12 protein-coding genes and 1 other RNA gene are annotated in these 13,157 nt (G+C 57.3%); 5 read left to right on the top strand and 8 right to left on the bottom strand.

Translation table 11 applies throughout. From position 1 onward, the window contains the following. Nucleotides 1-30 precede the first annotated feature (30 nt). Nucleotides 31-840, bottom strand: a complete 810-nt coding sequence (locus E2F51_RS09800) for a shikimate 5-dehydrogenase (RefSeq protein ID WP_106381827.1) — start codon at nucleotides 838-840, stop codon at nucleotides 31-33. A 143-nt stretch (nucleotides 841-983) separates the two neighbouring features. Between E2F51_RS09800 and E2F51_RS09795 the strand changes: the two genes are divergently transcribed. After that, on the top strand, nucleotides 984-1,448 hold the full coding sequence (locus tag E2F51_RS09795) for a hypothetical protein (RefSeq protein WP_134823336.1): 465 nt from the start codon (nucleotides 984-986) through the stop codon (nucleotides 1,446-1,448). A gap of 364 nt (nucleotides 1,449-1,812) precedes the next feature. Here the strand turns inward: E2F51_RS09795 and rnpB are convergent. Next, nucleotides 1,813-2,309: RNase P RNA component class A (gene rnpB / locus E2F51_RS09790), an RNA gene on the bottom strand. Between the two features lie 32 nt (nucleotides 2,310-2,341). Further along, complete coding sequence (gene rsmI, locus E2F51_RS09785; RefSeq protein WP_134823335.1) at nucleotides 2,342-3,199, bottom strand: 16S rRNA (cytidine(1402)-2'-O)-methyltransferase; 858 nt, start codon at nucleotides 3,197-3,199, stop codon at nucleotides 2,342-2,344. A 62-nt stretch (nucleotides 3,200-3,261) separates the two neighbouring features. Between rsmI and E2F51_RS09780 the strand changes: the two genes are divergently transcribed. From E2F51_RS09780 to dolP, 4 genes are read left to right on the top strand one after another with little or no spacing between them, the layout of a single operon-like run. Further along, a complete protein-coding gene (locus E2F51_RS09780) occupies nucleotides 3,262-5,340 on the top strand; it encodes a penicillin-binding protein activator (RefSeq protein WP_134823334.1) in 2,079 nt (692 codons plus the stop codon). After that, nucleotides 5,298-5,690 carry a YraN family protein gene (locus tag E2F51_RS09775; protein ID WP_134823333.1) on the top strand — a complete coding sequence of 131 codons (393 nt, stop codon included), beginning with the start codon at nucleotides 5,298-5,300 and terminating at the stop codon, nucleotides 5,688-5,690. Before E2F51_RS09780 ends, E2F51_RS09775 begins: the two co-directional genes overlap by 43 nt. Before the next feature lie 32 nt (nucleotides 5,691-5,722). Further along, on the top strand, nucleotides 5,723-6,313 hold the full coding sequence (gene diaA / locus E2F51_RS09770) for a DnaA initiator-associating protein DiaA (RefSeq protein ID WP_013200532.1): 591 nt from the start codon (nucleotides 5,723-5,725) through the stop codon (nucleotides 6,311-6,313). 10 nt (nucleotides 6,314-6,323) lie between these two features. After that, a complete protein-coding gene (gene dolP / locus E2F51_RS09765) occupies nucleotides 6,324-6,896 on the top strand; it encodes a division/outer membrane stress-associated lipid-binding lipoprotein (RefSeq protein WP_013200531.1) in 573 nt (190 codons plus the stop codon). A 59-nt stretch (nucleotides 6,897-6,955) separates the two neighbouring features. Here the strand turns inward: dolP and E2F51_RS09760 are convergent, their stop codons facing one another. From E2F51_RS09760 to E2F51_RS09740, 5 genes are read right to left on the bottom strand one after another with little or no spacing between them, the layout of a single operon-like run. Then, the gene (locus E2F51_RS09760) at nucleotides 6,956-8,866 is read right to left on the bottom strand and encodes a transcription antiterminator (RefSeq protein WP_134823332.1); all 1,911 of its coding nucleotides are present in this window, start codon (nucleotides 8,864-8,866) and stop codon (nucleotides 6,956-6,958) included. Between the two features lie 59 nt (nucleotides 8,867-8,925). After that, the gene (locus E2F51_RS09755; RefSeq protein WP_134823331.1) at nucleotides 8,926-10,071 is read right to left on the bottom strand and encodes a lactonase family protein; all 1,146 of its coding nucleotides are present in this window, start codon (nucleotides 10,069-10,071) and stop codon (nucleotides 8,926-8,928) included. 21 nt (nucleotides 10,072-10,092) lie between these two features. Next, nucleotides 10,093-10,878: a KDGP aldolase family protein gene (locus tag E2F51_RS09750; protein WP_134823330.1), complete on the bottom strand. Its 786-nt coding sequence runs from the start codon at nucleotides 10,876-10,878 to the stop codon at nucleotides 10,093-10,095. A gap of 2 nt (nucleotides 10,879-10,880) precedes the next feature. Then, nucleotides 10,881-11,996, bottom strand: a complete 1,116-nt coding sequence (locus E2F51_RS09745; RefSeq protein ID WP_134823329.1) for a DgaE family pyridoxal phosphate-dependent ammonia lyase — start codon at nucleotides 11,994-11,996, stop codon at nucleotides 10,881-10,883. After that, entirely contained in the window at nucleotides 11,980-13,113 is a 1,134-nt protein-coding gene (locus E2F51_RS09740; RefSeq protein WP_134823328.1) for an amidohydrolase/deacetylase family metallohydrolase, read from the bottom strand. The genes E2F51_RS09745 and E2F51_RS09740 overlap by 17 nt, the downstream gene beginning before the upstream one ends. Nucleotides 13,114-13,157: the final 44 nt, after the last annotated feature.

Raw genomic sequence — 13,157 nt, 5'->3', positions numbered from 1 at the left:
AGGTTCAGGCAGCGGTGCTGAGCGCTGGGCTCAGGAACGTGAGAAGGCCGACGCTTCCAGCATCAAGGCTTCATCGGGACGCACGCCGGTATACAGGGCGAATTGTTCCAGCGCCTGCAGGGCGATCACTTCCGCACCCGTCACCACAGTTTTGCCATATTCCCGGGCCAGCACGATCAGCGGCGTTTCTGCCGGGAAGGCCACCACGTCAAAGACAAAAGTAGCGGCCTGCACGTCCTCTTTGCTGAATGCCAGCTGATCCTGTTCTGCGCCACCGCTCATGCCAACCGGCGTGACGTTGACCAGGATATCGGCTTGCTCGCCGGTAGGCGTTTTGCTCCAGCGGAAGCCATATTTGTTGGCCAGCGCGGCGCCTTTCTCTTCATTGCGCGCCAGCACCGTCACCTGGCTAAAGCCACTGTCGCGGAACGCTGCCACCACCGCTTTCGCCATGCCGCCGCTGCCCTGAATAATCACCGTCTGGTTGCTGTCCGGGAAGTTCTTCTCAATCAGCGTTTTCACCGCAATATAGTCGGTGTTGTACGCCGTCAGATGCCCATTGTCATTGACGATGGTGTTGACCGAATCAATGGCTTTGACCGAGTCGGACAGCGTGTCGAGGAAGGGAATACAGCTCTCTTTAAACGGCATGGAGACTGAACAGCCACGGATCCCCAACGCCTGAACGCCTTTCACTGCATGTTCAATATCCTGGGTGGAGAACGCTTTGTAGATAAAGTCCAGATCAAGCTTTTGATACAGGTAGTTATGAAAGCGGGTACCGATGTTGCTGGGCCGGGCGGAAAGGGAAATACAGAGTTGGGTGTCTTTGTTGAGCATAACCATGTCCTTATTAAAATCTGCTGCCAGTGTACCCACCATGATAGTTGAAGCTGGGGGTTAAATCAGGAACCTGCCTGCCATTTCACTCCGGGATCATCTGCTGATAATATGCTTGCCTTGGTTTTGATAGGGATCATCAAATGCCTCTTAATGAATTTGGCGTTGTCGGGTCTCCCAACAGCGCGATAGCCCATCCTGACGGGCTTGAATGTTATGGTAGGATTCCCGAAATTAATACGCAGGGTGATGTTATTCCTGCCGGTGAGATTTTCCTGCGTGCTGGCAGGCATACCGGCCCCAACAGAGGGTTTGGCGTTCGTCACATATGGGCTGAGCATCAAACTGAACTGACCCGATTAGGCTATACCACCGTTGACGATGTGGTGCGTTTTGTACGGGATATCATCCGGCCCGGTTCAGCAATTTATTGTGAGTTTAATCATCCTGGTGGGAAACACAGGCCGACAGTTTTGAAGTCATCATTAGGTATTGTGATACTTGAACCCAGAGAGGCACCTGAGACTGATTCAGGGTGGATTTATGTTGTGGTGACGGCGTACACAAGCCGGAGAGCACACGGGGTATTGATTGGCACACTTAAATAAAAAAGGCGCTAAAAGCGCCTTTAGAGGAATGTGTTGGTAGCCGCAGCATTTCCTTAGCACACAGGGTTCAGAAACCGACTGACGTCGTAACTACCCGGCAGATGACCAGTCATCTGACTGCCCGGCACAGAAGGCCAATTACTGGTTGACGCCCCCTGCGAATGCTCTTGCAGTACGCTTATTCTATAGGGTTGCCTAAGCGCATTCAACCTGAGGTTGAGTAAACACTAAACCTGGGGGTTTAGTGTTTACTCAAAACTGACTTCCTCCTTAAGCCGCTTTCTTTTCATAAAAAGCGTCGTGGACAGTCATTCATCGGCCACAAAGCAAAAAAACCCGCCGAAGCGGGGTTTTTATTTGAATGAGTTGAAGCTGACCGTTAAGCCGGGTTCTGTCGTGGACAGTCATTCATCTAGGCCAGCAATCGCTCACTGGCTCAAGCAGCCTACCCGGGTTCAGTACGGGCCGTACCTGGTGAACCCCTATTTGGCCTTGCTCCGGGTGGAGTTTACCGTGCCACGAACTGTTACCAGCCGCGCGGTGCGCTCTTACCGCACCCTTTCACCCTTACCTGATCCCACATCCCCTGCATCTTTCAGGCCGCTGCTGCGTTAGCTTCTCGCTTTCACCCCAGTCACTTAGTTACCTAAGCTCCTGAGGACTCAAGCGATTGCTGCCTTGCTGCAACCTGAAATCTATTGGGGGGGCCATCGGCGGTTTGCTCTCTGTTGCACTGGTCGTGGGCTTGCGCCCCCCAGGCGTTACCTGGCACCCTGCCCTATGGAGCCCGGACTTTCCTCCCCTCTGTCTGTCTCCCCCGAAGGAGGACGGCAACAAAGCGGCGACTGCCTGGTCAGCTTCGGCGCGGATAATAGGGGATCCCGCGCGATTTGTCACCCCTCTTGCTGCTCCAGAGCGTATTTATACAGCGCATTTTTTTTCACAGCGTGGATTTCGGCGGTTAATTGCGCGGCTTTTTTCAGCGGAAGCTCCTTCTGCAACAGCGCCAGGGTGCGCAGTGCTTCCGGCGGCAGCGCGTCTTCCTCGGCGTGGAAACCTTCGACAATCAATACCATCTCGCCTTTACGGCGGTTTTCATCTTCCAGAACCCAGGCCAGCAGCTCGCCCACCGGCGCGCCTTGAATGCTTTCCCAGGTTTTAGTGATCTCGCGGGCCAGCACAACATAGCGATCCGGTCCCCAAACCGTCACCATATCCTGTAGACTCTCCAGCAGACGGTGGGTGGAGTCGTAAAAGATCAGCGTGCGCGGTTCCTGTTCCAGCTCGCGAAGCGTATCGCAACGTCCTTTGCTTTTGGCCGGAAGAAATCCTTCGTAACAGAATCGATCGGACGGTAACCCCGCTGCGCTTAATGCTGTGATCGCGGCGCAGGCGCCAGGCAGTGGAACGACGCGGATACCGGCTTCACGGCAACGACGCACCAGATGGTAGCCAGGATCGTTGATTAACGGCGTGCCGGCATCGGAAACTAAGGCGATGCTTTGGCCTTCCTGCAGCTTGGCAATCAACGTTTCGGCTTTGTACTGTTCGTTATGATCGTGCAATGCGAACAGGCGCGCATTGATGGCGAAATGTTGTAGCAACAGTCCGGTATGACGTGTATCTTCCGCTGCGATCAGATCGACGCCCGCAAGCACCGTCAGCGCACGCTGGGTGATATCGCCCAGATTACCGATCGGGGTTGGAACGATATAGAGCGTGCTGGCAGAAATATCATCGCGTTGTTTCATTGTGTGATCCGAATTGCCGATTTAATATTGAGCATCTTGAAAAAAACATCACTGGATACAGTATGCTTCCTTCGAAAGTCATTCATAACAAAGCAGGACGCTGCATGCCTGTTCTACTGGCCGCCCTGTTCTTTGCGGGGTGTTCAAGCCAGGGTCCGCAAACGCCAGAGGCGAATGTGCAAGGCGCAGCTACAGGCACCTCTGACTATTATCTGCAGCAAATGCAGCAAAGTTCAGATGATAACAAGGTTGACTGGCAATTACTCGTAATCAAAGCGCTGCTCAACGAAGGGAAGTTCCCTCAGGCCAACGACCAGCTTTCCAGTCTGCCGCAGACGTTAAACGATACCCAACGTCAGGAAGCGCTGCTGTTACAGGCGCAGGTTAAGCTGACTCAGCAGGACGTGAATGGCGCGGCGGGCCTGTTAAAACAGGTGGATGTTAGCGCGTTATCGAAAGAGCAGCAGGCCCGTTACTACCAGCTGCAGATTGCTGCGAACCAGGGTCGTCCTTCGCTGGACGTGCTGCGTGCATACATCGCGCAAGAGCCGTTGTTGACCAATCCGGCCGACAAACAGAAGAACATTGATGCCACCTGGCAGACGCTGGTGCAGATGTCGCCTGCTCAGGTCAGCAACATGGTGATCAACGCTGACGAGAATACGCTGCAAGGCTGGCTGGATTTGCTGAGCGTGTATAAGGCCAACAGCAACGATCCCGACATGCTGAAAGCCGGTCTGAAGGACTGGCAGACCCGCTACCCGGTTAACCCAGCGGCGAAAATGCTGCCAACGGCATTGAGCCAGGTGCAGAATTTTCAGCAGTCGACAACCGGTAAAATTGCCCTGCTGCTGCCATTAAGCGGTCAGGCGCAGATCTTTGCCAACGCCATTCAGAAAGGCTTTAACGACGCGAAAAACGGCGTGCTGACCCAAGCGGCCGCCCCGGCACCTGCCGCGGCCAGCACACCAACCGCCGATGGCAGCGCACAGCCGGCGGCGGCGACCAATCCAGCCGATCCGGCCGCGGCGGTCAGCCCATCCGCAGCGCCAGTGGAAGCCAATCAGAACGCCAGTGCGACGCCAGACGCCAATGCCGCTCAGGCGCAGCCTGCTGCTCAGTCCGGCAACGTCGCGCAAACCGCGCCACCGTCCAGCGCAACTCAGGTCCAGGTGTATGACACCAGCACCCAGCCGATTGACCAGGTGCTGGCGCAGGCACAGAAAGATGGCGCCACGCTGGTGGTCGGCCCGTTGATCAAAAGCAACGTCGAGAAGCTCTCTTCACTGCAAACCCCGCTGAATATCCTTGCGCTGAACGAGCCGGAGACGGTACAGAACCATCCGAATCTTTGCTACTTTGCGCTTTCTCCTGAAGACGAAGCCCGTGATGCCGCTCATCATATGTGGGATCAGGGCAAGCGCTCGCCACTGCTGATGGTGCCACGCAGCTCGCTGGGTGACCGCGTCAGCAAGGCGTTCGCCACCGAATGGCAGAAGCTGGGCGGCAGCACCGTGCTGCAACAGCAGTTTGGCTCGACCGGTGAACTGAAGCAGGGCATCAATAGCGGTGCAGGCCTGCAACTGACCGGCACGCCAATTACCACCGAACCGACTCAGCCGCAGGGTGTGACCATTGCCGGGCTGACCATTCCGGCACCGACGCAGCCCGAGCCAGTGGCGGCAACGTCGGGCAATGGCGGCAGCGTCGACGCGGTCTACATTGTGGCCACCGAAGGTGAAATGGCGCTGATCAAACCGATGATCTCAATGCGCGTCAGCAGCCGCAGCATGGTGCAGATGTATGCCAGCTCCCGCAGCTTCCAGGCCGGTTCCGGCCCGGACTACCGTCTGGAGATGGAAGGTCTGCAGTTCAGCGATGCGCCGCTGCTGTCCGGTTCAAACCCGGCCCTGCTGCAGCAGGCCGCTAAAAACTTCAACAACGATTACTCGTTGGTTCGTTTGTATGCCATGGGCGTGGATGCCTGGACACTGGCAAACCACTTTAACGAAATGCGCCAGCTGCCAGGCTTCCAGGTGAAAGGGGAAACCGGCAACCTGAGCGCAACTCAGGACTGTGTTATCAACAGGAAGTTGACATGGAACCAGTATCGCCAGGGGCAAATCGTTCCGGCAAACTGAGTCGCCAGCAAACGGGGGCGGGCTATGAGCTTCAGGCCCGCCGCCTGCTGGAGCACGCAGGGTTAACCTTTGTGGCGGCCAACGTCCGCTATCGCGTCGGGGAAATTGACCTGATTATGCGCGACCGGCTGACGTGGGTGTTTGTCGAGGTGCGGTATCGTCGTAGCGATGCGTTTGGTGGCGCCGCCGCCAGCGTGACCCGCAGCAAGCAGCGTAAGCTGCTGCGCGCCGCAGCGATGTGGCTTCGGGGACGCAACAGCAGCCTGGATAGCGCAGACTGCCGTTTTGATGTGATTGCGATAACCGGCACCCAGGTTGACTGGTTACCCAATGCCTTTTCGGCGGAGTAGACACTCCACCAACGACTGACCAGGTGAATGAAGTGCTGGAAAGAATAAAAGTATGTTTTACCGAAAGTATTCAGACGCAGATTGCCGCGGCAGAAGCGCTTCCGGATGCCATCTCCAATGCAGCGATGACCATGGTTCAGTCGCTGTTGAACGGCAACAAAATTCTGAGCTGTGGCAATGGAACCTCAAGCGCCAATGCCCAGCATTTTGCCGCCAGCATGATCAACCGTTATGAAACGGAGCGGCCAAGCCTGCCGGCGATCGCGCTGAGTGCGGATAACGTGCTGCTGACGGCCATCGGTAACGATCGTCTGCATGAAGAGATTTACGCCAAACAGGTCCGGGCGTTGGGCCAGGCGGGCGACATTCTGCTGGCCATCTCAACCCGCGGCAACAGCCGTGATATTGTGAAGGCCGTAGAAGCAGCGGTAACGCGCGACATGACCATCATCGCGCTTACCGGTTATGACGGCGGCGAGCTCGCCGGTTTACTGGGACCACAGGATGTGGAAATTCGCATCCCCTCGCACCGAAGCGCGAGGATTCAGGAAATGCACATGTTAACCGTGAATTGCCTGTGCGATTTAATCGATAACACCTTGTTTCCCCACCAGGACGTTTAAAGGAGCTTAAATGAAGGTATTACCAACTCTGGCCGTAGTACTGACCGCGCTGATGTTACAGGGCTGTGTGGCTGCGGTGATTGGCAGTGCAGCGGTAGCGACCAAATCCGCCACTGACCCACGTACCGTTGGGACTCAGGTAGACGACAGCACGCTCGAGCTGCGCGTCAGCAATGCGCTTGGCAAAGACCAGCAGATTAAAAATGACGCCCATATCGTCGCCACGGCCTATCAGGGCAAAGTGCTGCTGACCGGCCAGTCGCCAACGGCGGATATCGCCAGCCGTGCGAAGCAGATCACCATGGGTGTCGACGGCGCGAATGAGGTGTATAACGAAATCCGTACCGGCGACAAAGCCAGCTTCGGCACCGCCTCTTCGGATACCTGGATCACCACCAAGGTGCGCTCGCAGTTGCTGTCCAGCGACCAGGTGAAATCGTCCAATGTGAAGGTGACCACCGAGAACGGCGAAGTGTTCCTGCTGGGGCTGGTGACCGACACTGAAGCGAAAAGCGCGGCTGATATTGCCAGCCGGGTGAGCGGCGTGAAGCACGTCACCACCGCCTTTACTATTCTGAAGTAAGCGCTAACCGCCCGTGCAACCCTCTGCACGGGCGGACTTTATTCCTGCCTTCCTTGCCGCTACAACCGACTTAAACAGTCCATCGCCACCGCTTTAAAACTGGCAAAATCGCCACTGTCCCGCAGCCGGGTCATCGCCCTTTCGCGCATAAAAGTGACGAACAGATCGTAGATCGCCATTGCCTCTTCGTATTCCGTTTTGCTGATCGCCAGCAGAAAAATGACGTGGGCGGTCTCTTCTCCCCAGGCAATGCCCTGTGGGGCCAGCACGGTGTACACCACGGTTTTCTTCGCCAGCAGGCCAAGGGAGTGCGGCAGCGCGATGCCCTCGCCCAGCATGGTGCTGACGATCGCTTCACGCTCTTCCACCGACGGCCAGAAATCGCTGTCGACCACCCCTTCCTGCTCCAGCTGTTGGCACAGGGTCTGGAACAGTTCGGCCTGGGTCATCGGCTGGTCGATGATGCGGAAGTGGCTGGCATCGAAGTATTTTTCCAGCATATAGGGCCGGGTACGATCCACCAGCACCAGCTTACCAATCTGCTCCAGCTGGTAATCCGTCGGGAACGGCGACATCACCACCACCGGCTTATCTTTCTCGGTCAGCCGCGCGGTAGAAATGACAAAATCTTCCTCGATGCTCTGCTTCTGCTCGTACTCCCGCAGCGAGACGATATGACTGAGGACGATTTGCGGATATTTCCGCGTCAGCATCGCCTGGATCATCCGCACCGTCGAATTGCCGGTGTCGCACACCAGAAGGATCTGCGGATGCCGCTGATAGCCGACGTTGTAATGCCGCTCCAGACCGACGCCGATATGCAGCACCAGGAAGCCAATCTCGTTTTCGCTGATCACATAAGGCGTGTACTTGCCCCAGCTGGAGACCGCAGCCAGCGTGACGTCATACGCCATCGGGTAATGCTGTTTGATATTGGCCAACAGCGGATTCGGAATATTTATCTGATAGCGAACGCGGGTGATCATGGTTTTGATGTGCGTCAGCAGGTCTGCGCGGAGTTGGGGATCGTTCTGCAGGTTGAAATTGTAGTGGCTGTTGATGTAGCTGAGGATGTAATCCACCAGCGCCTCACCGTCGTCCGGGCTGATGGCGCTGGGCGCAATCTCCTCGACGCGCCGTGCCGCGATATTCACCCGCAGGTAGGCCTCTTCCGACGGCGAGATCGCCTTGCCGGTGATTGGCCGCATCAGGTTGATGATATGCCGCGCCGCATCGCGCACGTCTTCATCGACGTCTTCCGCGCTGAAGTCAGACAGCGGATAGCCTTCGCTGATGCGCCTGACCGCGACCGCGCAATACAGCCGCAGATAGAACTCGCTGTCATCGGTCATGCGGATATGGAAGCGGCTGAAGCACTGATGCAGCAACGGCTGAAGCGTGCCTAACATGCCGCTGTTCAGCGCTTCCAGATTCAACAGCGGATCTTCGCTGTCTTCCTGGGCGATTTTATACAGCAGATCGGTCAGGCAGGTGCGCATCGCCACTTCGCTGCCAAACAGCTTCATGCCGTAACGCGGCTTGGTTTCAATCGCCAGCTGGTAACGCCCCAGCCACTCTCTCACTTCAGCCATATCACTTTGTAGCGTGGCGCGGCTGACAAACCACTCATCAGCCAGATCTTCCAGCTTCAGGGAAAAAGCTGAAGTGAGAAAACGGGTTAACAGATAGTGTACGCGGGCGGCGGAGGTGCGCGGCACGCGGAGATGTGACGGTGACTGATCCTGCAGCTGGCGGTAAAGCGCCTCATCATCCACTTTCAGCTGATAGCCCTCGCCCCGGTTTAACACCAGACGGACGCCGTGATCGGCCAGCAGCTCATTCAGGGTGGTGATATCGGTGCGGACGGTGCGGGTGGAAACGTCAAAACGTCGCGCCAGTTCATCCTGAGGCAACGTCTCGTTTTGAAGCAGATCGAACAGTTGGGCAAGGCGTTGGTTTGGGAATCTCACTCTTTATCCTGTGATTGCGGGGCGAAGCAGAGGGCCGAACAGCGTCGGCCCCTGAATAATTACGGCGTTAACACCAGTTGAGACGGAGCCCCAACCGCGGTGTAGTCGTTGGTAAACGACAGGGCGCCATTCGCGGGATCCACCTTGAAACGGGTGATGTTATCGCTGCGCTGATTCATGGCATACAGAGTCTTACCATCTGGAGACAGCGTCAAGGTGCGCGTGTAATCGCCGCGCGTCCAGACATCGTCTTTCTGCGTCAGCGTGCCGTTGGCCTCGATGGCGAAATGCGCAATGCTGTTATGCAGGCGATTAGCGACATAGAGGTTTTTCCCGGCCTTATCGATCACAAGGCCAGCGGCAAAGCTGGTGCCCTTGTAGCCCGCAGGCAGCGCCGGGACGGTCGCCGCTTCGCTAAGCGTACCCGTTTTGCGGTTCAGCAGATAGTGAGTCAGCGTCGAGGCTTCTTCGTTGATCAAATAAACCGAATGACCGTCGGGATGGAAGACAAAGTGGCGGGGTCCGGCACCGGCTGACGAAGCCGGGATCCAGGCCGGCGTATTCGGCTGCAGCTTGCCATCGGCACTGAGTCGGTACTGATAGATACGATCCAGCCCCAGATCGGTAGAGAAGACAAACTTACCGCTCAGATCGGTGGCGATCATATGGGCATGCGGGCCGTTATGATCGCTGACCGCAAAGCTGCCCTCAACGGCGGCTGCCGGTTTGGCGGCGCCTGCCGGTCCCTGATCCTGCTGCGTGTCGCTGGCCTCCGCCAGGCGACCATCGGCCAGCACCGGCAGCACAGCTTTGCTGCCGCTGACGTAGTTGGCGACCAGCAGGAATTTACCGTCCGGCGTCAGCGACAGGTAAACCGGTCCTGCACCGTGGGTACTGATTTCATTCAGCTTGCTCAGACTGCCATCTGCGGCAATGGCATACGCCACTACCACGCCCTTCTCGCTCTCGCTGGCAACATACAGCGTCTTGCCTTTGGCATCCGCCGTCAGCTGCGCCGGATTAGCCAGCTGGCTGACCAACGTTTTGCCACTCAGCGCGCCGTCGGCCGGGTTAACCTGGAAGCGGTAAAGGCCTTCACCATTGGGACTATAGGTGCCGACCCAGGCAAACTGCGCCTGTGCCACCAGGGGAACCGTCGCCATCAACGCGACAGACACGGCAGAGATCAAAGACCAGTTACGCATGGTGTTCCTCGCAAAGAAATGTCAGGGGACTACAGAAGCGGCGGGCAGAACGCCCGCCGTGAGCACATAACCGACCAACTTTTTGGTCATCGCCAGCAGCGTGCTGACATCGGCCGGACGGGTATTACCGCTCTCTTTATCGATGATTGAGCTGTAAATATGCGGAATGATCTTCGGCACGCCGGCATCCAGCGCGATCTGCAGGATCGCTTCGTAGTTCTCCAGATCGATGCCGCCGGTCGGCTCCAGCCAGAAGTCCTGTTCTGCACAGGCTTTAGCAACCGCCTTGAATTCGTCGATCGATTTCAGGCCGCCCATCGGGAAGTATTTTACCGAGCTGGCACCCATATCTTTTAGCAGGGCGATGGCGGTTTCTACCGGGACAATCGCATCGGCGGCTTTGGAACTCAGCGGGCCGGTGGAGATTTTGACCAAGCCGACCTTGCCGGTGGGCGAGATCAGCGCGTTGACCACGGTCTGATCCTGTCCCAGCAAGGCGCGGCTGGTGGCAGCACCGGTGAACACCTGATTCACGTGCTGCGGCTGGATCTCAGCGGAGATGGCACTGACCATCGCCGACTGGTTCGGATCGCCGGCACCCAGCCCCACCGACAGCGCGTTATCGATCAGCGCCGCGTACTCACGCATATCGCTCACCGCGCTGGCCACGCTGTCGTAGTTTTTGGACAGTACGCCCACCAGCACATGGCCTTCCGCCGCCTGCCAGATCTCACGGGCATTCTCTTTCGAACCGGCCAGCACGTTCAGACATACGCGGTCTTTATAAAATTTCGGGGTCAGCGTCATGCTTATTTCTCTCCTGCTAATAGGGCTTTAATGCACAGATAGATGGTGTTGAGCTGCTCTGGCGAGACGCTGCGCACATCCACTTCGACGATGCCTTCGTTGGCCTTATAGCCGCGGAAGTAGATGGCGATGACGCCGGTTTTCAGCGCCTGCACCAGCTCGCCGGTGGTGTGGCCAATCACCGCCTCATCGAAATGAATTTCGGTACGGGCGATATCACGGCCCGCCGCATCCCAGACCACGCGCGAAGTGATGCCATTCAGCGAGTTCAGGCTGTTGATAAACGGCGTCATTTTTTCCACCATCTGCGCACCCGAGACTTTCTCGTTAACCAGATAGTTTTCAATCGCCTGGGTCAGGCCAAGAATGCCCTCTTTGCCGACCTTCATCGCGCGGCCGATCCCCATCGACTGGCGTTTAACCCACTCAACGTACTGCTTACGGCCCATCACCAGGCCGCTGGTTGGCCCTTCAATCGCTTTCGCACCGCTGTAAATCACCAGATCGGCACCGTACTGGTAGTAGCACTGCAAATCTTCTTCGGCGGCGGCATCCACAATCAGCGGAACCCCGTGTTTACGGGCGACGACGGCTGCCTGCTCAACGCTGAGATGGCTCTTCTGCACGCAGTGGTGAGACTTGATATACATAATGGCCGCGGTCTGTGGCGTGATCGCCGCAGAAAGCTGATCGGCGGAGCATTCGTTCGCCCAGCCAGCCTCCACCAGGCGTCCACCGCCCATCGCCACCATGGTGCCTACCGGCGCACCGAAATTGACGTTATGGCCCTTCGGCACCACGATGTCGTGCGGCACAATCAGCGGCATGGCGTGCAGGTTTTCCAGCAGCCAGTCGTCGTCTTTCACGATCACTGCCGCCACGGACTGCGCGATCCCGGCAGAGGCGCAGGAGACCACCACGGCATCTTCACAGCCGAGCAGGTTGGCAATGTAAGCCCCGGTTTTGTTCACCAGGTCTTTCATTTCGAAATAGTGATTCAGGCCATAGTTGACCGTCTCAACCACGTCGGCACTGGGCGTAGACACCCCGAGGATAGTCATGCGGCCAGAGGCGTTAATGACCTGCTTTAAGCCGTATTTTTCATAAATCGAAGACATGATTCTTTTTCCCTTCGTCGGTAATGAACCACTGACCGCCAACCACGGCGGCCAGTGGTACCAGCTGCTTCTCACCCGAAACTGACTGCCCTTCGGAGTCCGTAAACAGGCAAGTTTCCTCTTTGACGTCAAAAATAGTCAGGTCGGCATCCCTTCCCACTTCCAGCCGCCCTTTACTGTGCAGACGCAGGCCTTCCGCCGCGTTAACGGTCACACAGTCGATAATCTGCGGCAGGGTCATGCCGACGTTAAAGAATTTGGACATCACGTGGGCCAGGCTATACACCGGGCCGTTCAGGCGGTTGCGGCAATAGATATCGGAGCTGATGCTGTGCGGCAAAATGCCCCGTGCAATCGCCACGCGGGCCACGTCAAAGCTGAAGCTGGCGCTGCCGTGGCCGACATCCAGACGCACGCCGCGTTGGATGGCGCGGCTGACCGACGCACGCAGCTCGCCGGCCGGGGTCAGGATGCGGTTTGGCTTGCCGTTGTAGCAGTGGGTGATGATGTCGCCACGGGTCAGCAGATCGGCGATTTCATCCAGATCGGGCGGATTGTTGCCGATATGCACCATCAGCGGCAGATCGCCAATCTCATGCTGGATCTCTTTGGCGCGGAGCAAGGGCTTGATGCCGTTGGCACCGACCACGCTGCTGCTCATACGCGCCTTAATACCGATGATGAAAGCCGGTAAACGCTGCACCGCATCGCGCACGCCAACCTTATCAATCTGGGTCATATCGGCCAGTTCGTTTTGCGTCACAATGCCGGTGCGGGCAATGTTCAGCAAGGCATACACCTGGGTATTGGCGCTGCGGGTCAGGCGGTAAAATTCGTCGACATCGTCAGCGCCGGTGCTGCCGGCATCAACGACGGTGGTGACGCCGGTATCAACGCCAATGCGGTCCGCTTCGTCATGATAAATCGGGGATTTCGGGTAGCAGTGAACGTGGGAATCAATCCAGCCTGCGCTCAGCCAGTAACGTCCGGCCAGATCGCGCTCGGCAGTGGCCGTGCCCGTCACCTCCCCCAGCGCGGCGATTTTGCCGTCCTGCAGGGCGATATCCGTCACGCTGCCATCGGCAAGGCGTGCACGGCGAATAATCAGGTCATACATAACAAACTCCTTCTTGCACCGGATGGGATGACATCCGATTAAGC

It is taken from the genome of Erwinia sp. QL-Z3, assembly GCF_004551645.1.
In the GTDB taxonomy this organism is placed as follows: Bacteria; Pseudomonadota; Gammaproteobacteria; order Enterobacterales; family Enterobacteriaceae; genus Erwinia; species Erwinia billingiae.
The sequence above is the reverse complement of the archived record's forward strand: the minus strand, read 5'-3'. Positions and strand labels throughout refer to the sequence as shown.